This is a genomic window from Acidicapsa acidisoli, from assembly GCF_025685625.1.
Lineage (GTDB): Bacteria > Acidobacteriota > Terriglobia > Terriglobales > Acidobacteriaceae > Acidicapsa > Acidicapsa acidisoli.
On record NZ_JAGSYI010000003.1, the window covers coordinates 561,690 to 587,710 of the forward strand.

General features: G+C 59.0%; 22 protein-coding genes. 5 read left to right on the forward strand and 17 right to left on the reverse strand.

Annotated features, from left to right (window positions below):
• Positions 1 to 4: 4 nt before the first annotated feature.
• The 8 genes from mraY to OHL23_RS20210 form a co-directional block, all read right to left on the reverse strand.
• Entirely contained in the window at positions 5 to 1,141 is a 1,137-nt protein-coding gene (gene mraY / locus OHL23_RS20175; protein WP_263353764.1) for a phospho-N-acetylmuramoyl-pentapeptide-transferase, read from the reverse strand.
• Positions 1,142 to 1,250: 109 nt separating this feature from the next.
• Positions 1,251 to 2,669 carry a UDP-N-acetylmuramoyl-tripeptide--D-alanyl-D-alanine ligase gene (locus OHL23_RS20180; protein ID WP_263353765.1) on the reverse strand — a complete coding sequence of 473 codons (1,419 nt, stop codon included), beginning with the start codon at positions 2,667 to 2,669 and terminating at the stop codon, positions 1,251 to 1,253.
• Positions 2,666 to 4,198 carry a UDP-N-acetylmuramoyl-L-alanyl-D-glutamate--2,6-diaminopimelate ligase gene (locus OHL23_RS20185; RefSeq protein WP_263353766.1) on the reverse strand — a complete coding sequence of 511 codons (1,533 nt, stop codon included), beginning with the start codon at positions 4,196 to 4,198 and terminating at the stop codon, positions 2,666 to 2,668. Before OHL23_RS20185 ends, OHL23_RS20180 begins: the two co-directional genes overlap by 4 nt.
• A gap of 43 nt (positions 4,199 to 4,241) precedes the next feature.
• Positions 4,242 to 6,485: a penicillin-binding protein gene (locus OHL23_RS20190; RefSeq protein WP_263353767.1), complete on the reverse strand. Its 2,244-nt coding sequence runs from the start codon at positions 6,483 to 6,485 to the stop codon at positions 4,242 to 4,244.
• Between the two features lie 108 nt (positions 6,486 to 6,593).
• Positions 6,594 to 7,115 carry a cell division protein FtsL gene (locus OHL23_RS20195; RefSeq protein WP_263353768.1) on the reverse strand — a complete coding sequence of 174 codons (522 nt, stop codon included), beginning with the start codon at positions 7,113 to 7,115 and terminating at the stop codon, positions 6,594 to 6,596.
• An 11-nt stretch (positions 7,116 to 7,126) separates the two neighbouring features.
• The gene (gene rsmH / locus OHL23_RS20200) at positions 7,127 to 8,191 is read right to left on the reverse strand and encodes a 16S rRNA (cytosine(1402)-N(4))-methyltransferase RsmH (RefSeq protein WP_263353769.1); all 1,065 of its coding nucleotides are present in this window, start codon (positions 8,189 to 8,191) and stop codon (positions 7,127 to 7,129) included.
• Between the two features lie 35 nt (positions 8,192 to 8,226).
• A complete protein-coding gene (locus OHL23_RS20205) occupies positions 8,227 to 8,712 on the reverse strand; it encodes a division/cell wall cluster transcriptional repressor MraZ (protein ID WP_263353770.1) in 486 nt (161 codons plus the stop codon).
• Between the two features lie 274 nt (positions 8,713 to 8,986).
• Positions 8,987 to 9,487, reverse strand: coding sequence for a DUF2127 domain-containing protein (locus OHL23_RS20210; protein WP_263353771.1), 501 nt, complete (start codon positions 9,485 to 9,487; stop codon positions 8,987 to 8,989).
• A 279-nt stretch (positions 9,488 to 9,766) separates the two neighbouring features.
• Between OHL23_RS20210 and OHL23_RS20215 the strand changes: the two genes are divergently transcribed.
• Positions 9,767 to 10,321 (forward strand): SRPBCC family protein, encoded by a 555-nt coding sequence (locus OHL23_RS20215; RefSeq protein WP_263353772.1) that lies wholly within the window; start codon positions 9,767 to 9,769, stop codon positions 10,319 to 10,321.
• A gap of 66 nt (positions 10,322 to 10,387) precedes the next feature.
• On the opposite strand, the gene OHL23_RS20220 is transcribed toward OHL23_RS20215, so the two are convergent.
• A complete protein-coding gene (locus OHL23_RS20220; protein WP_263353773.1) occupies positions 10,388 to 10,987 on the reverse strand; it encodes an outer membrane protein in 600 nt (199 codons plus the stop codon).
• 523 nt (positions 10,988 to 11,510) lie between these two features.
• Between OHL23_RS20220 and OHL23_RS20225 the strand changes: the two genes are divergently transcribed.
• Entirely contained in the window at positions 11,511 to 12,260 is a 750-nt protein-coding gene (locus tag OHL23_RS20225; RefSeq protein ID WP_263353774.1) for an MIP/aquaporin family protein, read from the forward strand.
• A 330-nt stretch (positions 12,261 to 12,590) separates the two neighbouring features.
• On the opposite strand, the gene OHL23_RS20230 is transcribed toward OHL23_RS20225, so the two are convergent.
• The 8 genes from OHL23_RS20230 to OHL23_RS20265 all read right to left on the reverse strand — a co-directional run bounded on the left by OHL23_RS20230 (position 12,591) and on the right by OHL23_RS20265 (position 19,699).
• Positions 12,591 to 13,412: a DUF899 domain-containing protein gene (locus OHL23_RS20230; protein ID WP_263353775.1), complete on the reverse strand. Its 822-nt coding sequence runs from the start codon at positions 13,410 to 13,412 to the stop codon at positions 12,591 to 12,593.
• Positions 13,405 to 13,560 (reverse strand): hypothetical protein, encoded by a 156-nt coding sequence (locus tag OHL23_RS20235; RefSeq protein WP_263353776.1) that lies wholly within the window; start codon positions 13,558 to 13,560, stop codon positions 13,405 to 13,407. The genes OHL23_RS20230 and OHL23_RS20235 overlap by 8 nt, the downstream gene beginning before the upstream one ends.
• A 26-nt stretch (positions 13,561 to 13,586) precedes the next feature.
• On the reverse strand, positions 13,587 to 14,120 hold the full coding sequence (locus OHL23_RS20240) for a DinB family protein (protein ID WP_263353777.1): 534 nt from the start codon (positions 14,118 to 14,120) through the stop codon (positions 13,587 to 13,589).
• Positions 14,121 to 14,175: 55 nt separating this feature from the next.
• Positions 14,176 to 14,628, reverse strand: a complete 453-nt coding sequence (locus tag OHL23_RS20245) for an SRPBCC family protein (protein WP_263353778.1) — start codon at positions 14,626 to 14,628, stop codon at positions 14,176 to 14,178.
• Positions 14,625 to 15,002: an ArsR/SmtB family transcription factor gene (locus tag OHL23_RS20250; RefSeq protein ID WP_263353779.1), complete on the reverse strand. Its 378-nt coding sequence runs from the start codon at positions 15,000 to 15,002 to the stop codon at positions 14,625 to 14,627. Before OHL23_RS20250 ends, OHL23_RS20245 begins: the two co-directional genes overlap by 4 nt.
• A gap of 93 nt (positions 15,003 to 15,095) precedes the next feature.
• Positions 15,096 to 17,531 carry a glycosyl hydrolase family 95 catalytic domain-containing protein gene (locus OHL23_RS20255; RefSeq protein WP_263353780.1) on the reverse strand — a complete coding sequence of 812 codons (2,436 nt, stop codon included), beginning with the start codon at positions 17,529 to 17,531 and terminating at the stop codon, positions 15,096 to 15,098.
• An 81-nt stretch (positions 17,532 to 17,612) separates the two neighbouring features.
• Entirely contained in the window at positions 17,613 to 19,022 is a 1,410-nt protein-coding gene (locus OHL23_RS20260; RefSeq protein WP_263353781.1) for a sensor histidine kinase, read from the reverse strand.
• Positions 19,022 to 19,699, reverse strand: a complete 678-nt coding sequence (locus tag OHL23_RS20265) for a response regulator transcription factor (RefSeq protein ID WP_263353782.1) — start codon at positions 19,697 to 19,699, stop codon at positions 19,022 to 19,024. The genes OHL23_RS20260 and OHL23_RS20265 overlap by 1 nt, the downstream gene beginning before the upstream one ends.
• A 283-nt stretch (positions 19,700 to 19,982) precedes the next feature.
• Between OHL23_RS20265 and OHL23_RS20270 the strand changes: the two genes are divergently transcribed.
• From OHL23_RS20270 to OHL23_RS20280, 3 genes are read left to right on the forward strand one after another with little or no spacing between them, the layout of a single operon-like run.
• Complete coding sequence (locus tag OHL23_RS20270) at positions 19,983 to 23,201, forward strand: efflux RND transporter permease subunit (protein WP_263353783.1); 3,219 nt, start codon at positions 19,983 to 19,985, stop codon at positions 23,199 to 23,201.
• A gap of 18 nt (positions 23,202 to 23,219) precedes the next feature.
• The gene (locus OHL23_RS20275; RefSeq protein WP_263353784.1) at positions 23,220 to 24,482 is read left to right on the forward strand and encodes an efflux RND transporter periplasmic adaptor subunit; all 1,263 of its coding nucleotides are present in this window, start codon (positions 23,220 to 23,222) and stop codon (positions 24,480 to 24,482) included.
• Positions 24,479 to 25,942, forward strand: coding sequence for an efflux transporter outer membrane subunit (locus tag OHL23_RS20280; RefSeq protein WP_263353785.1), 1,464 nt, complete (start codon positions 24,479 to 24,481; stop codon positions 25,940 to 25,942). Before OHL23_RS20275 ends, OHL23_RS20280 begins: the two co-directional genes overlap by 4 nt.
• Positions 25,943 to 26,021: the final 79 nt, after the last annotated feature.

The following is a 26,021-nucleotide window of genomic DNA, read 5'->3' on the forward strand; positions in this document are numbered from 1 at the left end:
TCCGTCAGCGGAGTTTGAGCGTGGTGAGTGCAAATAGTGCAAACACCAGCGCGGCGATCCAGAAACGCGCAATAACCTTCGATTCCTTCCAACCCAACAATTCAAAGTGATGATGCAATGGAGCCATCTTGAAAATGCGCTTCTTGCGTAGCTTATAACTGCCCACCTGCAGCAGGACTGAGACTGCTTCCAGGAGGAAGATTCCGCCGAAGAACGGAAGCAGCAACTCCTGGCGAATTATGACCGCGACCGTCGCAATCGCTCCGCCGAGAGCCAGCGAGCCCACGTCGCCCATGAACACCTCGGCCGGATGGGCGTTGTACCAGAGGAAGCCGATGGACGCGCCTACGATGGCCCCGCAGAAGACAGTCAACTCCTCCACCATCGGCATGCGCTGGAGTTCCAGGTAGTTGGAAAAGATGATGTGGCCGCTGACATAGGTGAGCACGGTCAAAGCGCCGGCGGCGATGATGGTGCAGCCGATCGCGAGGCCATCCAGGCCATCGGTCAGATTCACTGCGTTGGACGAACCCACGAGGACAAAGATCACGAATGCGACGAAGGGCACGAAGGCGAAGAGCGACATGTGAGGCAGCATCGCCGGCCACAGGTGCCAGAGAAGATCAGGCCGGAACGACTTGAAGAACGGCACGGTAAGCTGCGTCGAAAACATGCGGAACTGTTGCAGCACCACGAGCGCAATGGCCACGAGCGCCGCGACGATCCCCTGCCAGGCCAATTTGGCCCGCGCGGTAAGGCCCAGATTGCGCCGCTTGACGACCTTGATGTAGTCGTCCGCAAAGCCTATGGCGCCGAAGGCCATCGTCGAAAAGACCACCAGCCAGACAAACGGATTCGCCGGATCGGACCACAGGATGGTGGGCAGCAGGATTGCGATCACGATCAGCACGCCGCCCATGGTTGGCGTCCCCGACTTTTTCTGGTGCGACTCCGGACCATCTTCGCGGATGTATTGGCTGATCTGGAACTGGCGCAGCTTTTCAATCACAAATGGCCCGATCAGCAGAGCAATCAGCAGGGCCGTCAGCGAAGCGAATGCCGTGCGAAAGGTCACGTACCGGAAGATGCGGAAGGGATGGAAGTACGGAAAGAGCTTTTGATACAGCAGCCAATAAAGCAAGTGGCCTCCGAAGCCTGATTACGACAAGGTTTTCTTCACTAGAGCTTGATTCTATCGCGGCGAGGTTTCGAATTCGTTGCCCGGAAGTTCGGACGCATTGCAGCGAACCTCACTTGGAACCCGACGCGGTATCTGGCCGGCGCACGGCTTCAATTGCACGCTCCAGGCGCACGCCGCGCGAGCCTTTGACGAGGACTACGTCGCCGGGCTTCAGATTCTCCCGGAGCCAGAGACCGGCGGAGTCGGCGTCGGGAAGGAAAATCGCTGCTACTCCGGTGACTCCGGCATCTGTCGCAGCCATTACCAGATGCTGCGCGTTGCCGCGAACGCCTACGACGATATCGATGCCGGCTTCGGCAGCGGCTTTCCCGCAAGATTCGTGGAGTGCCTGTGCGTGGCTGCCGAGTTCCAGCATCTCTCCGGCAATGAGAATCCTGCGCTGCGCCGGTCGCGCGGCCAGCGCATGGATCATCGATTGCAGCGCCTCGGGGTTGGAGTTGTAGGAATCGTTGATGATCGTGGCTCCGGCGTGTGTGAAGACTTCGCCGCGCTTGTCTCCGGCGGTCAAAGTCTCCAGCGCTTTGATCGCGGCGGCGAGCGGCACGCCTGCTTCGCGCGCTACGGCCAGCGCAGCGACGGCGTTGCTGGCGTTGTGCCGTCCGAGCATTGGCAGATTGAGGGTCGCGTTTGCGCCTTCGGAAAGTACATCTATTTGAAGACGATCCTCTTCGCGGATGGCTGCAATCTGCGGATCGGCGCACGGGCCGGCGCCAAAGTAGACGACTTTTCCGGCGAAATCCCGGCCGAACTGGCCCACATACGGATCGCTGCAGTTCAGAAATGCCACGCCGGAGGCAGGCAGAGCTTCGACGAGTTCATATTTGGCTCGGGCGATGCCGCCCTGTCCGTCGGGGAAGTTCTCGATGTGGGCAACGCCGACGTTGGTGATCACGCCCCAATCGGGAGCGGCGATGCGCGCCAGTTGCGCGATCTCACCGGCGTGGTTCATGCCCATTTCGAGGACGGCAAACTGATGTTCCGGCTCAAGACGGAGTAGTTGCAGCGGGAGGCCGAAGCCGTTGTTCAGATTTCCCAGGGACTTCAGCACGCGGAAGCGAGCGCTCAACGCCGTGGCAATCGCGTCTTTGGTGGATGTCTTTCCGGCGCTGCCGGTGACTGCGACCACCCGGCCGCCCCAATGACGGCGGACATGCGCGGCCAATGCCTGCAACGCCTGCAACGGGTCTTCGACGATCAGCAGAGGCGCGGCCAGCACGGCATCAGGCAATGCTGCAACGCGGGCCAGCGAAACGACTGCGCCGATTGCGCCCCGTTCCAGTGCTCCGGCAATGAAGTCGTGGCCATCAAGGCGTTCGCCGCGTACGGCAAAAAACAGCTCGCCCGCGCCGACGGTGCGCGAGTCGATGGAATAGCCCACGGCCAGGAGCGCACCGACTCCCACAGCGCTCGCTGGAGCTTCCAGCTTGGCGCCACAACCCAGAGCGGCTTCGGCTAACGTTAACTTCATCGCCCTCCACCATATCCGAGCGCGCGCAAAGCGGAAAGAGCAACCTCGGCGTCATCGAAAAAAATTGTACCGCGGCGCAGGATTTGCTCCTTCTCGTGGCCTTTTCCGGCGAGGAGGACAACGTCTCCCGGCGTGGCCTCTGTCAATGCAAGTGCAATCGCCCTTGTGCGATCGGCTTCAACAATGTAGCGAGTTCCGGTTGCTGCGAGGCCCGGCAGAATCTCCGCGATGATGGCCTCGGGATCTTCGGAACGGGGGTTATCGCTTGTCACGACGACAAAGTCGCTGCCTTCTCCGGCTGCCTGTCCCATCTTCGGACGCTTGGTGCGGTCGCGGTCGCCGCCGCAGCCGAAGAGGGTGATGACGCGGCCCTGAGTTCCCGCAATGAGTTGGTGGGCGAGTGCCGTGAGGTTCCTGAGCGCATCGTCGGTATGTGCGTAATCGACGATCGCCGTAAATGGCTGGCCGGCATCGACTGGCTGAAATCGCCCCGGCACTGGCTTTAGCGTCGGAATGGCGTTTGCTAACTGATCGAATGGGACGTCGCGCGCGTTTGCCGCTGCCAGAGCCGCAAGCAGATTCAGCACGTTCACTTCTCCTGCCAGGCCGGATTTGATTCTGGTTGAGCCAAATGGTGACGCGAGCGAGAATTCAGCGCCTGCGGGAGTAAGCCGCACGTCGTCTGCTCGCCAATCTGCATGGATGCCCACGCCGTATGTCACCACCTGAGAGCTGGCCTTCGCTGCCGCTTGCGCCAATGCCGGGAAATACGGATCGCCTGCGTTCAGGACTGCCACGCGAGGAAACGGATACTTGGTTCCATCAAATAAAAGACGTTTGGCGGCGAAATACTGCTCCATTGTGCCGTGATAGTCGAGGTGGTCGCGGGTGAGATTGGTGAAGACTGCCACATCGAAACCGATGCCAGTGACGCGCCCCTGATCCAGTGCATGGCTTGAGACCTCCATGACCAACTCCGTTGCCCCGCGATTCGCTCCATCGGCCATCAATTCAAAGAGATCCCGCGATTCAGGCGTGGTATGTGCCGAAGGCCGCACTTCCCCGGCGACGTGGTACTCGATGGTGCCGACAAGAATGGAGGAACGAGCTGCCGCGTTCAGCAGGGATTCGATCAGAAATGCTGTCGTCGTCTTGCCGTTGGTTCCGGTTACGCCGGTTGCGCGAAGCTTGCGTTCGGGATGTTCAAAGAAGGCCGATGCAAGCTGCGCCAGCGCTGGGCGGCCATGCTCGACCAGCAGGCGCGGCGTTTTAGGATCATCGGCGGCAAGCTGCGCAAAGGCTTCCGGCGAATCGGTAACGATTCCTGCTGCGCCTTGCCGAATTGCTGTGTCGATGTAGAGATTACCGTCGGTCGTGCCGCCGCGCATGGCGACGAAGACTGATCTGGCTCCCACGCGACGTGAGTCGTATTCGATACCAGTGATTGTGATCTCAGAAATTGCGTTTTCAGCGGAGATTGGACCGCGTGAAATAGCAGTTACGTCGCGAATCAGTTCATTCCATTGCATTCCGGATTCGATTCTATCGTCTGGGATTCGGTGAGTGCGCCGGTCAGCGCGCGCAGTGTACAACAATCTGCGCGCCGGGCTGCACCTGGCTGCCCGCAGCCGGTTCCTGTGAACGCACCAGTCCGCGGCCCTCGACCTGCAGATTCAGCCCAGCCGTTGCTACTTGCTCCACCACCTGACGAACCGGCATTCCGATCAGCGAGGGTACTTTGATCGTTTTGCCCGCAGGCAAGGAAACTGCGACGACAGTGGGTGTCGGCGATGGGTTTGCATTTGTGGCCGGTTGCGGTTCGGCGGATTTGGTCTTCGTTGAAACAACGATGCTTGCGGTCTTCTTGTCACTGTCCTTTGTGGTGGCGGGCGTGCGCGCGTTGCTCACTGCCTGGCGCAAAGGATCGTCCGCGGGCAGATCGTTGACCGCCGACAGCAGCGCGTTCACATCGCCCGTGTGCTCCTGCTCCGGCTCCGCATCATGAGCTGTGAGATTTTTAGCCGGTGCATGGTTCGGGCGCACCTCGATGTCGTGCGGGACGCCCAGATATTCGAGCGTGTCCTGTGCGACCTGTGCGAAGACCGGAGCCGATGCCGCGCCGCCGTAATAGGAGATTCCTCCGCCCTTGGGATTATCCAGAACCACTGCAACCGCGATTACCGGCGAGTTGACCGGCGCGATGCCTGCAAAGGACGCGATATGCATGGTCTTCGAATAGGTGTGTGTCGCCGGGTCGATCTTCTGTGCCGTGCCCGTTTTGCCGCCGGAAGAGTATCCGTTCAACTGAGCCTGCTTGCCGGTGCCGTAAAGCACTACGCCTTCCATCATCTTGCGCATCTCGGCGGCGGACATTGTGCTGATGACGCGATGCGCCCCTTGCGGCAATGGATTGGGCAACTCCTCGCCTGCGTGGAAGGGTAGCGCGACGAGCTGCGTATTCTGCTGGCCCGCAGCATGGCCGCTGTTCTGCGAGTTTGGGTCTTGCGTGTTCAGCACCACATGCGGCGGAAGATAGACTCCCCCGTTGGCGATTGTGGAGACCATCGAGACGAGTTGCACGGGCGTTACGGCGACTTCCTGACCGATCGCAATGGAGCCTATCGACGTGGCTCCCCACCGCGCCGGGGGACGCAGCAGGCCGCGCGTCTCGCCGGGCAATTCCAGCCCGGTTTTTGAACCGAAGCCAAAGTTGCGGATGTAGTCGTAGAAGTGTTCCGGTCCCATCCGCAGCGCGAGTTTCACGGCGGCCACGTCGCTGGAGTGCTCCAGCGCTTCATGCACTGTGATCACGCCGTAATGATCGGATTTGTCGTCGTGGATGGTGCGTCCGTTGAAGGTGATCGCGCCTCCCTGGCAGTCGATCTTGTCGTCCGGCTTGACGATGCCCTGATCGATGGCGGAGGCATAGGTTACGAGCTTGAATGTCGAGCCGGGCTCGTAGACATCGCTCACCGCGTGGTCGCGAAGCAACGCGGGCGTGGTGTGGCGAAAGTCATTTGGATTGAAGGTGGGGCGAATGGCGAGCGCAAGAATCTGCCCGGTGTGCACATCTTGAACCACTACCGTACCATTGTCAGCACGAGTGCGCTGCATCGCCGCATCGAGAGCTCTTTCGGCGATGAACTGGATGTTTTCGTCAATCGTCAGGACCAGATTCGCGCCCGGCTCGGGTTCGCGTTCCGTGGACCCCATTACATGGCGGCGCGCATCCATTGCCGCGTACATGCGGCCGGGCTGGCCGTGCAGGCGGCTATCGAATTTCTGCTCCATGCCGCCGAGGCCGTTGTCGTCCACGCCCACATAACCAAGCACCTGCGCTGCGATTTCGCTGTCGGGATAGAAGCGCTGAAATTCTTTTTGGAAGTAGATGCCTTTGAGATTGAGAGCCTTCACTTTCGCAGCGGTTTCAGGGCTCAGGCGGCGGGCGATCCAGGCGAAGCCTCGCGAGGCGTTGACGCGTTCGGCGATCTGATCTTCGCTGGTCCATGTATCTTCGGCGCTCGTATGCACGATCTGCGCTAGTGCATGGACTGTGGCTTTCTTGTCTTCGATCTCAGAGGGCACCGCAAAGACGGAGTCGGCCTGCACGGTCATGGCCAGTTCGCGCAGATTGCGGTCATAGAGTACACCGCGACGCGGAGCTACTTCAAAGGTGTGCTGCTGTTGTTTCTGGGCCTTTTCAACGAATTCCTTGTGGCGAACGACCTGCAGCCAGAAGAGCTTCGCGACGATCAGCGAGACCCAGATCAGAAATCCCAGGCACACCAGCCAATAACGCAGTCGAAGCAGAGGCATCGCGGTTTGCGCGCCTCTGCTTCGATTGGCTCTGGGATTGAGTGGGTTGAACTGGTTCACGCAGGGTACTCCGAACAGCGGTCCCTAAGGTTGAGGCGCCGCGCAGCCTTATCGAGTTGCGCCCGAAAGCGGCAGAACTCCGGCGGAAGGAGAAACCTGCGCCAGAGCAGGAGTACCTGCATCGAAGCGATCGGTTACGCGCACCACCTGATTCGGCTGCAATTCGACGAGGCCCATCTGCCGAGCCATGGCGTCGATGCGGCGGGGCTGCGAAAGCTGCGCTTCGGCCAGGCGAAGCTGCCGGTTCTGTTCGCGCAGAGCCTCAACCTGCTGCTTCTTGGCTTCGACGTTGTAGCCAATTTCGATGGAGCTGAAATGCTGCAAACCGTAGAACATGATGAGCGAGAACAGGACCGTGACCGCTGCGGTGAAGATGCGCATCTCGCGAATCCGCACTGTGTCGGGAGCCTTCACGAGGCGCGAATTGTCGATTCGCTTGGGAAAGAAGACCTCGAGCGTGGCACCCCGGCGCAGACGCTGCTGCTCGGCAAAGAGACGCGCGTTGCGCTCCTCAATGCGCCGGGTGGAGCTTCGTCCACTGTCGAAATAGGTTGCTACATAGGCTGCCATCGTCTCTCCCTTTACTTGCGCAGTCTCGGTTTCTTGCCCGGTCTCTGCGCGATTATCTTCTTCCCGGCTTTTTTCGTCGCTAACTGGGCAAATCCTGTCAATTGCCTTACCGAACCTGGGTCCTGATATTCCGTTCTTTCTTTCGGCCCAGCGCCTTCCGGTCCGTTCATCTCGGCGGCTCTGAGCTTGGCGCTGCGCGCTCTGGGATTGCGATCCGTCTCCGCTTCGTCTGCCACGACCGGCTTGCGCGTAAGCACTGTCCAGATGCCTTTTGCGCTTACTTCCCGTAAAACATCCTTGGCGATGCGGTCTTCGAGGGAATGAAAGCTGATGACTACGATTCGACCTGGGGACTTATGCGGTCCGCTCTTCAACAAGCCGGGCGCGGCCTCCAGCAACTGGCGAATCTCATCCAACTCACGATTTACGTGAATACGAAGCGCCTGAAAGGTTCTGGTCGCCGGGTGAATGCGCTCGGACTTCATGGTCGGGGCGCTGCCTGCAACGATGCGGGCTAACTGCCCCGTCGTCGTTACCGGCCGCGCCCTGACAATGGCTCTGGCGATTCTCCGCGACCTCCTCTCTTCTCCGTATTCGTAAATGAGATTGGCAAGATCGCTCTCGTCCATCTCATTTACCACTTGTGCGGCGGTTAGACTCTGGCGCGTATCCTGTCGCATGTCCAGCGGTCCGTCCGCCTGAAAACTAAATCCTCGCTCGGCCTCGTCAATCTGCATGCTGCTTACGCCGAAGTCGGCGAGCAAACCATCGAGACTTCCCGGCTCTACATGTTCGGCGACCTTGCTGAATGCCTCGCCGACCAGCGTCAGCTTCGGCATTCTTTCCCCCAGTTCTTCGGCAAGAGCCATCAATCTCTGCAATGCCAGCTCCAGCGCCTTGGGGTCCCGGTCGAAACCGATCAGATGACCGGTAGGCCCGATCAGCCGCGCAATCTGGCTGGCGTGGCCTGCAAAACCCAGCGTGCAGTCGAGGTATATACCACCCTCGCGTACATCGAGGTATCGGATCACATCCTGAGAAAGAACCGGCGTATGGCGTCGTTTATCTTGCGTCATACGATCCCCCTCGGGGGTTGCGCGAATAGTGATCCCTAGAGATTCGGGGATTCCCTCTTCGCCAGAATCAGCCTTGCTTCCGCAATGCTCATCAGCTTCGCGGATTCATCTTTGGGAGCCAGCAGACCGGCGATCTCCTGATCGGCTTCCTGCTCCGTCTGTACCTTCAAAAACCTCTGCTGCCCGGTGACGACAACTTCCGCGTTCACCAAGCTGAACCGTTCCCGAACTTTCTTCGGCAGCATCAGCCGGTCCTGCTTGTCGATCTCTACAACCCCGCCGAAGTGGTTCACGATCCGCATCCACGTAATCTTGGCCGGGTCGTCTTCGGGCAGAACCGCTTTCTTTGCCTCTTCGATCTCCCACTCCTGCATGGGCCAGACTTCGGTTCCCTGGCCGTCCCTCGAAGTGATGAAGAAAGTGGGGCCGTAATTCTTCTCCGCTATCAGCTTCATGAAATCAGCCGGCAGCTTGAGCCTCCCTTTGTCATCGACCTTCGCTTCGTGGGTGCCGCGAAACATCTCGAACCTCGAATCTGCACCCGCTCCCTCGAAAAACCGCTCAGAAGGAATGGATCAGGACTAATAGTACCCGAGATTGCAAGAATTTGCTCCACTACACTCCAAAAATCTCCACCAGAGTAGCCGACTTTTCCCTGCCTCCGCATCGGATTTTTGAAAAATTGCACTTGATTTCAGGCAGGTTGAGTCGCTACAGAAGAAGATCGGCAGATTCGCCCCTAGGGAGAGGCTTTCAGATCATACGAACACAATATCTGGTGTTTACTGAGTTGAGTCACAAAAGCTTGCCCGAAACGGTCCTGCGGCGAATTAAATGCCAAACGAGGTAGGCCAGCACCGCCAGATTTGCCACCAGAAAGCCGATGCGCACCGGGGTGACACGATGCATCAGCTCAAAAATCTCTAGGGGAAGGAAAGAAGCGGTGATGATGGCCGTCAAATATTCTGCCCAAACCTTCTCCAGCATCAGGCCAAGGCCTTCGAGTAGCCCCAGCGCCGCATAGCCGAACATGAACAGGCTGATCCGACGCAGCATGTGGTCGTCGACCAGCGCCGCTTTGTCGATCAGAAAGCTGACGAGGCGTCCTTCCGGATTTCGGTGCAGGGCCATGACCAGGTTGGTCAGCACATCCGCAACGTCTTTGTGCAGGAGCTTCAGCGCGCCCACACCGACGCTTACCAGCAATGCGGCCTGCAGCAGCTTGTAAACGGCAATCAGTTCCAGCCAGCGATTGCGCTTCTTTCGATTTCGAACCCGTGCCAAGGACAATTGCAATTCGCTCCTGAAGTTCTATCCGCCGCCCGTTCATTTAGGACTTTCGCCGGCCGGCTGCCAAGGGGCCGAGCGGTCGAAAAATCGGAATGAGTGCTTTTACGTTAATTGACCAAGGGCAGTTCCTACTAATCCCGGCAGCCGCGACACGATACTCATGCCGGGTGCGGAGCGGAAACTGGCTACACAATCGTGCCTTCAGGCTTATTGGCGGACCGTTGTCAGCAGATTCATTTCGCTGGGTTAGTCTGGAACCAAAGCAGCGGAGAAAATCTCTTCACCATGCCAGAGACTTTGCGCACAAGCCATTGGACCGCCTTCCCTGTCGAGCTGGTCTTCGCTTTCTTCGCGAATCCAGGCAATCTTCCGCACCTGATGCCGAAGTGGCAGCAAGCCAAGATCGAGAGTTCCCGATTCCTTGCGCCTCCGCCGAGGCCGCTTGCGCCAGATCCTGCGCTGCGATACCAGAGTCCCGCAGCCGGGGAGGGTTCCGAGATGGTCCTCACCTTTCGCCCGATCCATCGTCTTCCATTCCGGATCAGCTGGCTGGCTCGCATTACCGAATTCGTCTGGAACAGCCACTTTTGCGACGAGCAGCTCACAGGCCCGTTCCGCTCCTGGAAACACCGTCACGGAATTGTTGCCGAAACCCGGGATGGGGTAAATGGAACGCTGATTTCAGATAAGGTCGAATACAGCCTGCCGGGCGGTCCGCTGGGCTCGCTTGCCAATGCGCTCTTTGTCCGGAGGCAGATGGAAGCCGCGTTCGCTTACCGGCTGAGGCGGATTGAAGAGATCCTTCCGGTCGCCGCGAGACAGGCGACGCGGAGAAATTAGAGGCCACAAACGAAGACGACCCCCGGCAATGCCGGAGGTCGCTGGCCGAAACGGATTCTCGGTTTATTAGAAGTGATACGCGACGCCAATCACAGGATTGTTGATGTTGTAGAGACGATTGGTCGAGAGCGGGCTGTAGCCAAAGTTCGGGACTTTGGACAGGAATGCGCGGTATTCGGCCCGGATATCGAAGCTGGGGCTGATTTCATAAGCGATTCCGCCGCCGTAAAGTCCGACGATCGTGGTCTGGGACTTGACGTCCAGCGTGGTCGTGGCAAGATTCCGGATGTTGCCCCACAGCAGTGCGCCGCCGCCCGCTTCCACAAAGGGATTGAAATTATGGAAGTTGAAGTTGTAGACGTACGCAGCCGTTACCTCCTGCGTGCGCGCATTCACCTGATAGTTGAACGAGGGAGCTACGTAATGCAGGCTGTTCTGCGAGTACGAGTAGTTTGCCTCGACCGCGCCGCGGGGCGTGAGCATAAAGCGGTAGCTAAACAACGCGCCCAAGCCACGCTTGGCAGCGACTTTGACGTCGGTGGAACTCGTGACATACGGCTCGAAAATACCCGATCCGCTGATGCTAACGTCCTGACGGCTTTCCTGGGCTCGACCTGCGACCGTACCGATGGTCAACAGGAGTGCAAGTAGGGCAATTTTCTTCATTCGGTCGTGAACCTCTGGGACTGTCCGCACTGCCTCACGGCCAAACGGAGCATGTCAATCTTGTCGATCCTGTCGCTTTGAGCGCAATCTGCGCACTCTTACTCAATTCGTAGAACGAAAGAAATCGGAGCTGGATGGACGTTCTGGTGAACAACGGCCACGCGAACCTCAGTTCCTGCCTCTACACCGTGAGTATCAATGCTGTAAACCTGCGCCGCTTCAAGAATTGTAAATGGCCGGAACGGTCCAAAAGGGTTACTGGAAGGCTCCGGAAGAGTTTGCGAGCGAATTTGACGGCTGTGGCAATAGACGCAGACGGCGCTGCAACGAAAGCCGAGGGGTAAAACGTCGGGGCGGGTCTTAGACAAATTGAGGCCGCATTTGCTTCTGTCGCCTCGTGACTTTCGCAAACCCGCTTAAATGTGGAGAATGCTGAGGTTAACCAAAACAGATCCGCATCCGTTCGCTCGCTCGTTGCGGACCGGCGCGCGAGACACCCGAAAAGCGGGACAAAGGGAGCTGAATGCATCCAATTGCGCCTCACTCAGCCTTACTGGGCGAATTCATGGGAACGTTTATCCTCATTCTTCTGGGCAACGGCGTAAACGCCAGCGTGAACCTGCGCAAGACATATGCGGAGGGTTCCGGCTGGATGGTGGTCGTCACGGGCTGGGCGATTGCGGTACTTTGCGGGGTTCTTACCGCGCAAGCCTTTGGCAGCCCTGGCGCGCACCTGAATCCGGCAATTACTTTCTCGAACGCGGTCATGACGGGAGATTTCTCCCAGTTGGCAGTCTTCTGGCCGGCCCAGGTGCTTGGCGCGATGGCCGGGGCCACGCTGACCTGGCTCTTCTTTTATCCACATTGGGCCGTAACGCCGGATCAAGGCGCCAAATTGGGGATATTCTGCACCGGACCGGCTATTCCGCATCTGCCTGCGAACCTCTTAGGCGAAGTGACGGGAACATTTGTGCTTGTGCTGGTCGCTGGGGCCATCTTCTCGCACGGAGTTTCGGCAACCGGACCGTCCGCGGGACTGGGTCCATGGCTGGTCGCCAGCCTGGTTTGGGGGATTGGGCTGTCGCTGGGATCGACGACCGGCTACGCCATCAACCCGGCGCGGGATTTCGGACCGAGGCTGATGCACTTTCTGCTGCCCATCGCCGGCAAAGGCGGCTCCAACTGGGATTACGCATGGGTTCCGATTGTGGGGGACCTGACCGGCGCAGCGCTTGCCGGTCTGCTATTGAGGTGGGCGCACTTCCAGGGCTAGCGTCCGGAATCGGGCCGGGCGAATTCACATGGCGTCCTGATCCCATATGCGGTAGCTCTGGGCCGTAAGGACGCTAACTCTTCGCGAAGAGTCTGGTTTTGCCGAAGGAGATCGCAAACCAGCGCTTCGAGATCCGCAAGTCGAATCGAACTCTCTGTTTGCGAGCCGGTTTCGTCATTCCGATTGAACGCGCGCACAATTGCCTCCATAGGTTCACGCAAAAGATGCAACAGGCTAGGAATCGCTACCGGCGCAGTCAGCAGGCCTTTCTGCGCCGGTCAAATTCGGCCAACTTCGGCCAACTTCGGTGAGGCTGCTTTCATCGATAGGTTACGAATCATGCTCGCCGGAGCAGCACTGCGAGCTGGAGCTCTTCTGCGCGACTTCGGGCTGCACGTAGGACCGGTTGGGATCGACAAAATAGCCCTTGTCATAACGATCATGGTGGCGAACCCAGGCCATCGTGAAATTCAGGTCGTCTTCGTCGCGGCCTTTGGGGACAAGGTCGAGGAAGTTGTACGTGCCCACGAGGATGTCGAGCCCACGCGCGAACGTGGAATAGGTGTGAAATATTTCCCCCGCAGCGTCTTTCGCAAAGACACTGACTCCGGGGCCTTCTTCACTGGGAAATTCAGTAAAGCCGTAGTTGTAGTAGACCTGGCCGCCGGTCCGCTCCTCAGACTTGAATGACACGTGATAGTCGTAGTTGAAATCGCTGCTGAAAGAAGAAACCCACTGGAACTTCCAGCCCATGCGCTTCTTGAATGCTTCGATTTCAGGCATGGGGGCACGCGAAACGACTGCCAGCGTTGTATCGCGATTGGCCAGATGCACCGTTGCGCCGTCATAATGATCGGACAGGTAGGAGCAGCTTGGGCAACCTTCCTTCCATCCGGGGCCGAGCATGAAGTGGTAGACGATCAATTGGCTGCGGCCGTCAAACAGGTCGGCCAGCGGGACCTTGCCGTTCGGCCCATCAAACACATATTGCTTCTCAACCCGTTCCCAGGGCAGATTGCGGCGCTGGCGGCTTAGCTCATCGCGCAGCCGGGTAAATTCCTTCTCTTTGACGAGGAGTTCCTTGCGAGCCTCAAGCCACTCGACGTGGGAGGCGACATTGAGATGCCCAACTTCAATCGTACTGTTAGCCATGATGACTCTCCTTGGATGAGGTTTGTGCCGGATTGCTGGTTTCGACGTTCCTGACGCTGAACTTGCGAATTGCGATTGCCGCGAGTCCTCCCGACGTGGTCAGGCTGGCGGCAATCAATGCTGCTGCGGAGATGCACACTGGACACATGGTTTCCTCCCGCAAGAATCTGCTGCCTAAGACTTTTGCATAAACGGCGGCGGCTCGTCGGCGCTTGGTCCCCAGCTTGCCGGGACAGGCACGTTGAGAAGGCGCAGATACACGCAGAACTGGCCGCGATGCTGATACCAGTGGCTAAACATGACGTCGCGAAGGAACTGGCTGCGCGCCTGAGCCAGGACTTCGCGGCCACCGGCTTCCATGCGCCAGGTTTCGGTCATAGCGTCGTCATCGAACTTTGGCAGCACTTCACGCACAGTTCTGATGCTTTCCTTCAGCGTATCCAAAATCTCCTGACGGCTCGCCGGTTGCGGGAAGTTGAATCCTGCCGGAGCCTGCGCCGGATTGTTTTCCGCGAAGCGAACGAGGCCGCCAGGAATGAACGCTAGGTGATACGCGAGCTGTCCGGCGGTCATGGACTTCTCGTGCGGCTTCCAGGTCAGTTTGTCTTCCGGGAGGCGCTCCAGAAACTTGCGCGTAATGGGTGCTTGAATCTCAAACTCGGCCAGCAATGACTCTGCGATGGATGTAGCGGATTGTGCTACGGGCATATCGATTCTCCTTCTGTTCGGAAATGAATATGAACGCGTGCAATAGCGGGGCCGATCAGCGCAATCCCTCGGCGCGCTTGCGGATGCACTCGTGTATGAAAGTCCAGCCCCTGTTCATCCCTGCTTTGTGATCGTCCGATATGAATCCGAGCGCGGTGTGGCGGAAGGCGATCAATGTTCCACCATTCACTTCGGTGAGCCGGTATTGCACGTTGGAGACGAACGGGGATGAGGTCATCAGTGGCCCCACAAACTCAAGAAGCGTGGGCCGTTTGATGGCCTGAACATTAGCCCAGAAATGGCCGTTGCCGTCGCCCAGGTCGCGGTACCATCGACCGCCGGGCCATGGCTCGATCTTCATGCTGAGCGACCTGCCGTCGGGTGTTTCGTTGTACGGTCCAAGCTGATCGAGCAGCGAAGCAAAGGTTATATCCAGAGGAGCCTGGACGTGGATCTCCTGCGTAATCGTCAGGGTCAGATTTTCGAGGGTCTGGTCTGTGGCAATCATAGTTTCTCCTTGAAATTGTTTTCCGGTGATTTCAGATCTGCTGAGATTTCCTGAGCCTTGGCTTCGGCCCGTTCCTTGACCCGAAGCAACTGATGCTTCCAGTAGCGCTCGAAGGTGCCGGCCCACTCATGCAGTGGGCGGATCGCCTCGGCGTTGGTCCTGTAGAGCTTTTGCCGGCCCTGGCAGCGCATGTGGACGAGGCCTACATTCCGCAAAACGCGCAGGTGTTTTGAGACCGAGGGCTGTTCCAGACGAAGGGCGGCCACTATGTCTCCGACAGGGCGCTCGGCCGTCGCCAGGTAGCTCAGGATCTCCCGCCGGCGTGGTTCAGCGACCGCGTTGAAGGCATCCGAGGTGGTGCTTGCTCTAGCCATGATGAAATATTGCATTCCCATATAGGAATATGTCAAGCGTTAACTTACTATTTCCGCAAAATCCGGATTTAGGCCATCTGCGGGTGGTTTAGATTAACGGCTGTCGGCGAAGATGCCGATTTGCACCGGGCCCAGCCGCCGAGGAGTTGCAGCCGGAGTTCCTGTAACAGGCGTATTCGGCGGCGAGATTTGTCCGACGGGCGCGAGTTGATAATGCAGCCCTGCCGTAGCCGCGAATTCCAGAATCGGGCCAGTGAGCTTTGTTGACGGATGCCCTCCAGCGATCACGTTCACCGCTGAGCCTCCCCAGGGATTACGGACCTTTAGCGGGCCCGTCGTTCCGGCCTCGATGATCACGCGCTGCGTGGCGCCCTCAGCTAGCTTGACGTCGACCTTTGTCTTGCCGCGAACAAAAACCTGGCCCTCCGCGTCCCACTCTTTCGGGAAGGCGGGATTGACGCGGATGATGCCGTCGTAATCCTGCACCAGCGCCTCCTGCAATGCAGCAGCTACAACCCCCTGCTGCTCGACGTAGAATTCGCCGGCCTTGCCTCCCCAGTTAGCAAAGCCGTTCACGAAGGTCTGATACTTCTCTGTCAGTTGAATGAGCGTCGAGCGCACCTCGTCTCCCATTCCCAGCCGCGCTGCCTGAATCGGATCAAAACTCCAGTCCTGATTTATGGGATATGAGCGATGGAGATAGGTTCTCTTTGCCAGGTCAAAGAGCGGCGAAGTATCTCCCATGAGGTCGTAGGGCCAGACTGGCTCGAGGCCGATATTTTCGACGTTATGCTGCTCTGCTGCAGGCGTGTAGGAATCGGCAATCACGTCTTCGGCCGCTGCGTCGGCGCTCGGCGGGAGCAGCGTCTTTGGCTTGTCTACCTCGGTTCGCGGAAGCGGCGGAATTCTGTCCAGCTCAGTTTGCAATTGCTTGGTCAGAGCGGGTTCGCTGCGAAGCGTCTGCGCTGCTTCGATGGTCGCCTTGTAGAGAGCCATCCTGGCGGCGAGATCGGTCGTCGGGTCCTGCATGTCCCACTGTGTTTCATGCGCATTAGACGGGCTTGTGTGCATCAGCCCATCTTTTCCTGGGGATTCATAGGCCAGCAGAAAGCGTGCCGACTCCGCCATCACTGGGAAGTTATGCGCGAGAAATGTTCGGTCGTTGGTTGCAAGATATTGTTGCCAGATCCACAGCGAAATCTCCGCTCCGGTGGAGATCGTTCGCGCATTGTAGTAGGGCTTGAACCCGGCATCACAGTTCAGGGCAACAATTGGAGCAGCAGGGTCCCAGGTCTCGTACTCGATGCCCTGACCGTTGAAGCGCATCGTTTCGGGCACGCAGATTCCGGGCAGTCCCTTCATATGCTTGCGCGTCCACTCCTGGATGTTGCCGAGGTTTTCGCGATAGAGATTGAAGTAGGGCGCGTTCAACTCCGGCACGCCCGCGGAGAGATTAGCCGCAACCTGCATGCGCAGATTCCAGTGCCAGAAAGCGCCTGGATCCCAGTTATGCGTGGGCACCGAGCTGAACATATCCGCGACGCCCGCCTGCGAACCAGGGTACTCGCTGCCACTTTGCGCCGCCGCCGAATACAGGTACAAGGCGCGCAGATTCTCCATGTACTCGCCCGCTCCGTCTGGCGAGGTGATCTTCATGTAACCGGCGCGCTGCCAGAAGTTATGCCACCAGTTGCGATGCTCTGCGCTTGTGGCCTTTTCGTCTCGCGGGATATTGCTCAAAGTCTGTTTGGTGACCGCTACCGCCGGACCGGCGTTGGCATCGAAGTGGGGCGCAGCGACAACGATTCGAAAATGGCCATCCGGATATGGCCGGAACGAAAGAGCGACCGCGTTTTTGTCCGTCCCCTGGGCGGAAACATCCCGGCCTTCCGCGGTTACGGCGGCCAGTGAGCCAAAGTTTCGCCCGGAGGCTCCGGGCTGCTTATCGTCGGTCCATGTCTCGCTCAAAATTGCGATGTTGTCTGCTGTCTCCGCTTGAGGAACACGGGATGGCGGAAGGCTGAGCTTTACCGTTTGTGTCTCGGAGGGATTCGCTCCCGTTACGTCGATCACCAGATTGTCGCTGGCCGCATCGACGAAGATCGTTGCGATGGTCCCTGCGCCGCGCTCATGAAACTCCGCGTTGTGCAGGTCAAGCCTGCCGGAGTAGTCTTTCGCCCCGGTGATCGAAACGAGACCCGGTACTTCGACGCACGCCACGGGGACGCGATCCGGCAGGGTATCCACGCGATTCAATTGCGCCGTCAGTCCGTTCGCGGACCACACTGCAACACCGAGCCGGCCGTTGCCCAGTGGCATGGCCTGGCTTGGCTCGGAGTTGGGCCGCTCCAGCACAATATCCGAACGGCCAATCACTCCTGCATAATCCACGCGGATGGTACTGGCAGACGCATTCGGTACTGGAGCCGCGTGCGGTTTTTCAGTTGACCCTGCTTGTCCGCTCAACGGAGGAATGCTTCCTGCCAACAACACACTCGCTGCGACCCACATCAACCACTTTCGCGACAAAATAATCCTCCGGATCAACTGGGTGCGACGACTCCCCACCCCCGGCAAGGATAACTCACGCATATACAGGAATGAACGGGCTCAAGCGTTGAGGGGAAGACGCACAAAGAAGCGACTTCCGCCAGCCTCACCTTGTCTCACACCAATCGAGCCGGAATGGACTTCGACGGCCCACTTGGCAATTGATAGGCCAAGCCCTGTGCCGCCCTGTCCGCGCGAACGCCCCTGGTCTGTGCGGTAGAAGCGGTCAAAGATTCGCTTCTGCTCGTCGAGCGGGACGCCTGGCCCATGATCGGCGATCGATACCTCGACAAGCGCCTCCGATATCTTCCGAACCTCGATTAGAATCTCGCTTTCCGCCGGCGAGTACTTGATTGCGTTATCGACAAGATTGAGAATCGCCTGCCGCAAAATGCCTCGGTCTGCGCGGACCGCTATCTCCGGGTCGCCGATCATGCGAATGATCTGATGCTTGTCTTCCGCAAGGATACCGACCACGCCAACCACTTCCTCGATGAGATCCATGCATGCGAAGGATGAGAGATGGAGCGTCAGCTGGCCGCTGTCTGCGCGCGAAATCACCAGCAGGCTATCGACCAGTTGAGTCAGCCGGCGCACCTCCTCGAGCATACTCGCGATCACATCCCGATAATCGTCGCTGGAGTGGCTCTTTTGCAGGCTAACCTCGCCGATACTGCGCAGAGAGGCGAGCGGCGTGCGCAGTTCATGCGAAGCGTCAGAGGTGAAACGCTTGAGTTGCAAGAAGGAGTCTTCAAGGCGCTCTAACAAGCCATTGAAGACTCGCGCCGCGTGCCCCAGATCGTCCGATGGATCATGCACCGGAAGCCGCTCGCTGAGCCGCTCCGCGGTGATCCGTTCCGCCCGACGCACCATGGTGCTGAGCGGCGAAAGCGCGGCGCTGGTGACGCGGTAGACAACCGCCACCGCAACCAGCACGGTGACGGGCGCAAGCAGTAGCAGCACGCTGAAAAACCGCATTACGGTTGCCCGCAACGGGGCTTCATCAAAGGCCAGGCGCATGATGATCGGACGGCCACTGAGCAGGTGGTAATGACTCACGACCAGCACCGTGCGCCCGTCGCTCAACCTGAGCATGCGTTCGTTATATGAGCTTATTCCTTCCCTGGGAATCGGCGGGCCGCCGAGCTCCGTCCCATGCAGCTTGTTGTTGCGATAGAGAACCGTTCCATCGGGAGACAGCACTTCGAGAAGGCGATCCAGCCGAAAACGGATCTCAGGATGGTTGAAGTAATCCTCGTTCAATGAGACGCGGCCGTCGGAAGTCTGGTAGAGGAGACCCTCGACCGTTTCTGACTCTTCGTTTGCCGCATGAAAGGCCTGAGCGATCAGTTGCCGGTAATGCACGTAAGTAGCGACGCCGATGTGTAAGAGCAGCAGAAGGGAAAATGCCATTCCGTACCACAAAGTCAGGCGCAAGCGAAGATTGCCGGAACGGAAGGAAAGCCGCATTACTCCTCCCGGAGTACAAAGCCTACTCCACGCACGGTGTGCAGTAACTTGATGTCGAAGGGATCGTCAATTTTGCGGCGCAGTCGCGCAACCTGCACATCGATCACGTTGTCCAGGGAAGTGTAGCGCATGGTTTCTTTCCAGACATCGCGCGTGAGCATCTCACGAGAGACGACGCGGCCACGATTCAGCATGAGATATTCGAGAAGATCGAATTCCCTGCTTGTCAGCTCCAGCGCGACACCATCGCGGTCAGCTGTTCGTCCAGCCAGATTCATGTGAAGGTCGGCGAGATCCAGAGTAGTCTGCGGCGTGGTCGTGGTCCTGCGCATGAGGGCTCGAACGCGTGCCAGCAGTTCCGGAAAGGCAAATGGTTTGACGAGGTAGTCGTCTGCGCCAGCATCCAGCCCGAGCACCCGGTCCTCGACCGAGTCCAGCGCAGTCAGCAAAAGCACCGGCGTCCGGAATCCGTCCCGGCGGAACTCCCGGAGCACGCTGAGTCCATTACGTTTGGAGAGCATCACATCCAACAGCACCAAGTCCGGCGTGCTGCGCTCAAGCCAACGCAAGGCCTCCTCGCCAGACAGAACGACTGTCGCGGAATAACCCTCCTCTTCCAGTCCCTGCTGGAGGGCGTAGGCCAGCTTGCTTTCGTCTTCGACAATTAATATCTGCATCTTCCGCCTCGCATTGCGGATACCCTGCTTCTCTATCCGACTTTACCGCAATCCCGGCGCTGCTAACCGTAATCCAATATCTTGTAACGAAAATGTCAGGCACCTGTCAGGCCGATTGATGATTTTCTAGGGATATTAAGAGGCTTGGGGTGCAAGGTTATGCAAAAGAAGACTCTCAGTACGCGAATCACAATCGCTGGCGTCTGCCCGATTGCGATGGATCATGCGCAGATAACTTCCGTATCGAATGGCACACTTACACTTTTGAGGGACTGATTCAGCAATGTGGATAGTCAAAATTGCGCTCGAACGGCCTTATACCTTCATCGTTCTGGCCCTGCTCATTCTGCTTCTGAGCCCAATTGTCATCATGCGTACTCCGGTGGATATGTTTCCCAGTATCAATATCCCCGTGGTTTCGCTGGCGTGGCAGTACACGGGACTTAATCCTGAAGAGCTTGAGGGCCGACTGACGACGCCCTTCGAGAAGGCTTTGCCAAACTTCGTCGACAACGTCGAGCACGTCGAGTCGACGACCTATGACGGAATCGTAGTTATCCGCGTCTTTCTGCAGCCGGACGCCAATCTGGCTGCCGCCAGCGCGCAGGTCTCGTCCGCTTCGGAGTTCATGCTTCGTCAGCTCCCGCCGGGAATCCTGCCGCCGCAGATTGTGAACTACAGCGCATCGAGCGTACCGATCCTGCAGTTGGGAATCTCCGGCGACGGCCTCAGTGAGCAGCAGCTCAACGATTACGCTACGAACACGATCCACTCCCAGCTCATCACGGTGCCGGGATCAGTCGTGCCGTCGCCCTATGGCGGCAAGCAGCGCCAGATCTCCGTGAACCTCGATCAGGCCGCAATGCAGTCGAGAGGCATTGCGCCCACTGACTTATTGACCGCGCTGGCTACCGAAAACGTCGTGACGCCTTCGGGCACGATCAAGATCGGTTCGAAGGAATACGACGTGCGCCCAAATGGCGCGCCCCGAACCGTGGAAGAGCTGAGCCGTCTTCCGGTCAAGCAGCAGAACGGCGTTACGACCTATCTGCGCGATGTCGCGAACGTGAGCGACGGCTTCCAGATACAGACCAACATCGTGCGACGTGACGGCCGGCGCGGCGTGCTGATGTCCGTCCTCAAGAACGGCAAGGCTTCGACAGTCAGCGTGGTGAATGGCGTGCGCGGTCTGCTGCCGCGCATCGCCACCCTGGTGCCGCCGAATCTCAAGATAACTCCGATTGGCGATCAATCTGTCTTTGTCAAAGGCGCGGTCAACGGCGTGGTCCGCGAGGCTGTGCTGGCCGCGGCGCTGACGGGCCTGATGATTCTGCTCTTCCTCGGAAGCTGGCGCAGCACGGTGATCATCGCTGTCTCGATTCCGCTCTCGATCCTCACTTCCGTCATCATCCTCAGCTTCCTCGGTGAGACGATCAACACCATGACGCTGGGCGGTCTGGCGCTGGCTGTCGGCATCCTGGTCGATGACGCCACGGTGACCATCGAGAATATCGAACGATTCCTCGAAGATGGTTTTCCGCTGCGCGAAGCGATTCTCGAAGGCGCGGCGCAGATTGCGGTGCCAGCGCTCGTTTCCACACTTTGTATCTGCATCGTGTTCCTGCCCATGTTCTTCCTCTCCGGCGTGGCGCGATACCTGTTTGTTCCGCTCGCGGAAGCGGTTATCTTCGCCATGCTTGCCTCGTATGTGCTATCGCGCACGCTGGTGCCCACGCTCGCGGTTTACCTGCTGCGCATGAAGGATCATGGCGCGCATCCACGCAATATCTTCGCGCGATTCCAGCAGGGGTTTGAGCGCGGCTTCAATGCTCTTCGTTCGTCCTACGAGGGAGTGCTGGCGATTCTCGTGGAATGGCGCAAGCTCTTTGTGCCCGCATTCGTCGCGCTTTGTTTATCTGCTTTCGTGTTGCTGCCGTGGCTGGGTCAGGACTTCTTTCCAGCGGTCGACAGCGGTCAGTTTACGTTGCACGTGCGCGCTCCTACCGGCACGCGCATTGAAGAAACGGCGCGGCTCTGCGATCAGGTTGAAGCCGCCATCCGTCAGACTGTTCCATCGGGTGAAATGGACGGAATTCTCGATGACATCGGTATGCCTTACAGCACCATGAACACGCAGTTCATGACCGATGGCACGGTGGGAGCAGCCGATGCGGACATTATGGTGAGCCTGAAGGAGAACCATCACCCGACGGCCGATTATGTGCGCGCCTTGCGGAATTCGCTGCCGCGCAACTTCCCGCAGGCTACTTTCTACTTCCTGCCAGCCGACATTACCGCCCAGATCCTCAACTTTGGCCTGCCAGCGCCTATCGATATTCGCTTTGAAGGCGATGACATCCAGGCCAGCCAGCAGCTTGCCACCAAGATGCTGCCACAACTGCGGAAGATCAGCGGCCTGACCGACATCCGCATTCAGCAGCTATTCGACTATCCAACGCTGGATGTTTCAGTGGAACGGACGAAGGCTTCGCAGGGCGGCTTCACTGAGAGCGATGTCTCCACGAGCGTGCTCAATTCGCTCAGCGGCAGCTTTCAGATTTCGCCTATGTTCTTCCTGAACTGGAAGAACCACAACATCTACAACATCGTTGTGCAGACCCCGCAGTACTCCCTGACTTCTCTCTCCGATCTTCAGAACACTCCGATCAACCGCGCTGCGAGCGGGCCACCGCCGAACGTCGACTACGGCAATCAGGGCAGCGAGGCGGCTCGTCCCTCGGAAACATTGGGTGACTTAGCCAATGTTCATCGCAACACGGAGATGGCGGTGGTTTCCCACTTCAATACGCGCCGCGTCGTGGACATCTACGCGTCGGTGCAGGATCGCGGCCTGGGCGCTACCGCCGCGGATGTACAACGCATCCTCGATGCAACGCGCAAGAATCTGCCGCGCGGAACCTTTCTTACCCTGCGCGGACAGGTCGAAACAATGCGCTCGTCGTACATCGCGCTGGTGGCCGGGCTGGGCTTCTCGATTGTGCTCATCTACATGCTCATCGTCGTGAACTTCCAGTCGTGGCTCGATCCGTTTGTCATCATCACCGCATTGCCGGCTGCGCTGGCGGGCATTGTCTTGTTCCTCTTTTTCACGCATACGCGGCTTAGCGTGCCGGCCATGATGGGCGCTATTCTGTGCATGGGCGTGGCTACGGCGAACAGCATCCTGGTGGTTTCCTTTGCCAAGACCGAACTGGCGAAGCATGGCAATGCCGTGCGGGCTGCGCTGGAGGCCGGCAGGACGCGCTTCCGTCCGGTCCTGATGACCGCGCTGGCCATGATCATCGGCATGGTGCCCATGTCGCTGGGCCTCGGCGACGGTGGCGAGCAGAATGCGCCATTGGGACGCGCCGTGATCGGCGGCCTGCTGTGCGCGACAATCGCTACGCTCGTATTCGTACCCTCGGTTTTTGCCCTTGTACATGGACGCAAGCAACAGCACGCATCCCAACTCAACGAAGAGCTGGATACTCAACTGGTTTGATAAGGAAGCTTGAGAATTATGGAGACTACTAAAGCACACGAAAGCGAGCACTTGCAGACGGCGAATCCGGCTCCAAATTCGGGGAACGGACCGGCTCATGGCGCCGCTCCGGCTGGCGCGTCCGCTCCAGCCGGCAAACCGAAGAGCAAGCTGGCGATCCTGGTCATCTGCGTCGTAGTGGCGCTGCTCGCAGTCGGAATTTACAGCGGGATTCACTCCCGCATGACCGCCGATGCCGTTCTCGCCGACGTCGCGACCCAGTCCTCCGTTCCGTCCGTCCGCGTCACGTTTCCGCAGGCGGGCGAGCAGATTCAGCAGGTCGATCTGCCGGGCAATGTCGAGGCCTTCATCGACACGCCGATTTACGCCCGCACCAACGGCTACCTGCGGCGCTGGTATGTCGATATCGGAGCGCATGTCCACCAGGGCGAGCTGATGGCGGAGATCGAAACACCCGAGCTCGACCAGCAACTGCAGCAGGCGCAAGCTGATGTAAAGACTGCGCAGGCCAACGTGGCAATCGCCGACATTACCAGCAAACGCTGGCAGAATCTGCTGGCGAAGGACGCCGTCTCCAAGCAGGAGACCGATCAGGCGATGAGCGATCTCGCGGCACGGCAATCGACGCTCTCCGCCGCCGAGGCCAATGTTCGCAGGCTGGAGCAGTTGCAGGGCTTCGAAAAGGTGATCGCGCCCTTTGACGGCGTCGTCACCGCGCGCAACATCGACATCGGCGCACTGGTCGAGGCTGGCGCCAACTCCGTACCCAAGGAACTCTTCCATGTCTCCGCCATCAACCGGCTGCGCGTGTATGTTGCGGTGCCCGAAGCATACGCCAATGCCGTCACCGACGGAGGCAAGGTGGACCTGACCGAAACCGATCGTCCGGATGAGACCTTTCAAGGCGTAATGGTGCGCAACAGCAACGCCATCGATCCGGAATCGCGCACGCTTAACCTCGAAGTCGATGTCGACAACTCCAAAGGTCATCTGCTGCCCGGTGCTTACGTCTTTGTGCATCTGCGGCTGCCCGGCAATCCGCATTCCGTCACGTTGCCGTCGAACGCGCTTCTCTTCCGCGCCGAGGGGCTTCGCGCTGCCGTTGTGCGGCAGAATCGCGTTGTTCTAGCTCCAATTTCCATCAGCCACGACTACGGCGACAAGGTGGAAGTCACCTCAGGCCTGACCACGCAGGACGCCGTTGTCCTCGACCCGCCCGACTCGCTCGCGGCCGGCGAGGAAGTCAAGGTTATCTCCACCGGAAAGCAGGGCCCGGCATGACGTTGAAGACCGCGGCACCGCTTCTGCTGATGGGCATTGGGATCGGGCTGGCCGGTTGCAAGGTAGGCCCGAACTACGTCAAGCCGCAGGCTTCCGCGCCGCCAGCGTATGAGGAATCTGCGCCCGATTCGACACAATCCGGCGACTGGAAGCCAGCGGCGCCATCGGACTCCGCTCTGGGAGGCTCATGGTGGCAGCTTTTTTCCGACCCGGAGCTGAACCAGCTTGAGCAGCAGGTCGCCACGGCCAACCAGAGCCTCAAGGCCTCCGAGGCTAACTTCCGGGCAGCACGTGGCTATGTGGCCATCAACCGATCCTATCTGGCTCCGACAATTGGTACGGCGCCTGCGATCGGCACGGTTCGCGACTCCCTCCATCAGCCGTATTTCAACACGAACTATCTCAATAACGGAGAAGGCAGCTTCTCCCTGCCCTTCGATATCAATTACGAGATCGATTTGTGGGGCCGCATTCGCCGTGGCGTCACCGCCTCGCGCGCGCAGGCCCAGGCCAGCGCCGCCGACCTGGCGACCGCGCTTCTCAGCCTCCAGGCCGAGCTGGCAATGGACTACTTTGACCTTCGCGCCACCGATACCCAGTTACAGCTTCTCAACGACACGGTAAAGGCCTACCAGGAAGCGCTCAAGCTCACGGAAGACCGCCATGACGGCGGCGCAGCGCCGCTTTCCGATGTAACTCAGGCGCGCACCCAGTTGCAAGCTGCACAGGTGATCCAAACCGATCTCAACAACGAACGCGCAGCCGACCAGCACGCCATCGCCATCCTGATCGGCTTGCCTCCGGCGGAGTTCCACCTCGACGCATTGCCGCGAGGGGCGGATCACTCCGTGCTGCCGAAGGTTCCTTTGTCGTTGCCCTCCCAGTTACTGGAGCGCCGTCCGGACATCGCCTCGATGGAGCGCCAGATGGCCGCCGCCAATGAACAGATCGGCATCGCCAAGGCTGCCTATTACCCAACCCTGAGCCTTTCCGGATCGGCCGGCTTCATGGGCACCTCGGCGCTGAACTGGCTGACGTGGCCAAGCCGCTTTTGGGCGGTCGGTCCTACCCTCAGTGAAACACTCTTTGACGCCGGACGCCGCAAGGCCGGTGTCGCAATCGCGCAGGCCAATTACGACGCGACCGTGGCTAATTACCGCCAGACTGTACTCACCAGCTTCGGACAGGTCGAGGACAACCTCGCTGCTCTGCGCATCCTCGAAACCGAAGCCGATCAGCAGCACGCAGCCACCCACTCGGCCGAGCAGACCCTCGATCTCTTTACAACCCGCTACCAAGGCGGTGTGGACACTTACCTCCAGGTCATTACTTCGCAGACCGCAGCCCTGATGAACGAGCGCAACGATATCGAGATACAGTTGCGCCGCCAGCAGGCCAGCGTATTGCTGATCAAAGCCCTCGGCGGCGGATGGACCACGCAACAGCTTCCCAAGGTGTAGCTCGAACCGGGCCGGCGCGGCGCTCATAACTCAAGAGCGCTGGGCTGGCCTCAGAGTCCCTTATAGTCTCAGTTGCGCT

What these genes read in the sequence shown, in the direction of transcription:
- OHL23_RS20270 (WP_263353783.1), top strand. Translation starts at nt 19,983, where the DNA reads ATGTGGATAGTCAAAATTGCGCTCGAACGGCCTTATACCTTCATCGTT.
- OHL23_RS20185 (WP_263353766.1), bottom strand. Translation starts at nt 4,198, where the DNA reads ATGCAATGGAATGAACTGATTCGCGACGTAACTGCTATTTCACGCGGT.
- OHL23_RS20220 (WP_263353773.1), bottom strand. Translation starts at nt 10,987, where the DNA reads ATGAAGAAAATTGCCCTACTTGCACTCCTGTTGACCATCGGTACGGTC.
- OHL23_RS20225 (WP_263353774.1), top strand. Translation starts at nt 11,511, where the DNA reads ATGCATCCAATTGCGCCTCACTCAGCCTTACTGGGCGAATTCATGGGA.
- OHL23_RS20180 (WP_263353765.1), bottom strand. Translation starts at nt 2,669, where the DNA reads ATGAAGTTAACGTTAGCCGAAGCCGCTCTGGGTTGTGGCGCCAAGCTG.
- OHL23_RS20240 (WP_263353777.1), bottom strand. Translation starts at nt 14,120, where the DNA reads ATGCCCGTAGCACAATCCGCTACATCCATCGCAGAGTCATTGCTGGCC.
- OHL23_RS20265 (WP_263353782.1), bottom strand. Translation starts at nt 19,699, where the DNA reads ATGCAGATATTAATTGTCGAAGACGAAAGCAAGCTGGCCTACGCCCTC.
- OHL23_RS20245 (WP_263353778.1), bottom strand. Translation starts at nt 14,628, where the DNA reads ATGATTGCCACAGACCAGACCCTCGAAAATCTGACCCTGACGATTACG.
- OHL23_RS20235 (WP_263353776.1), bottom strand. Translation starts at nt 13,560, where the DNA reads ATGTGTCCAGTGTGCATCTCCGCAGCAGCATTGATTGCCGCCAGCCTG.
- rsmH (WP_263353769.1), bottom strand. Translation starts at nt 8,191, where the DNA reads ATGACGCAAGATAAACGACGCCATACGCCGGTTCTTTCTCAGGATGTG.
- OHL23_RS20195 (WP_263353768.1), bottom strand. Translation starts at nt 7,115, where the DNA reads ATGGCAGCCTATGTAGCAACCTATTTCGACAGTGGACGAAGCTCCACC.
- OHL23_RS20190 (WP_263353767.1), bottom strand. Translation starts at nt 6,485, where the DNA reads ATGCCTCTGCTTCGACTGCGTTATTGGCTGGTGTGCCTGGGATTTCTG.
- OHL23_RS20280 (WP_263353785.1), top strand. Translation starts at nt 24,479, where the DNA reads ATGACGTTGAAGACCGCGGCACCGCTTCTGCTGATGGGCATTGGGATC.
- OHL23_RS20230 (WP_263353775.1), bottom strand. Translation starts at nt 13,412, where the DNA reads ATGGCTAACAGTACGATTGAAGTTGGGCATCTCAATGTCGCCTCCCAC.
- OHL23_RS20215 (WP_263353772.1), top strand. Translation starts at nt 9,767, where the DNA reads ATGCCAGAGACTTTGCGCACAAGCCATTGGACCGCCTTCCCTGTCGAG.
- OHL23_RS20275 (WP_263353784.1), top strand. Translation starts at nt 23,220, where the DNA reads ATGGAGACTACTAAAGCACACGAAAGCGAGCACTTGCAGACGGCGAAT.
- OHL23_RS20205 (WP_263353770.1), bottom strand. Translation starts at nt 8,712, where the DNA reads ATGTTTCGCGGCACCCACGAAGCGAAGGTCGATGACAAAGGGAGGCTC.
- OHL23_RS20260 (WP_263353781.1), bottom strand. Translation starts at nt 19,022, where the DNA reads ATGCGGCTTTCCTTCCGTTCCGGCAATCTTCGCTTGCGCCTGACTTTG.
- OHL23_RS20250 (WP_263353779.1), bottom strand. Translation starts at nt 15,002, where the DNA reads ATGGCTAGAGCAAGCACCACCTCGGATGCCTTCAACGCGGTCGCTGAA.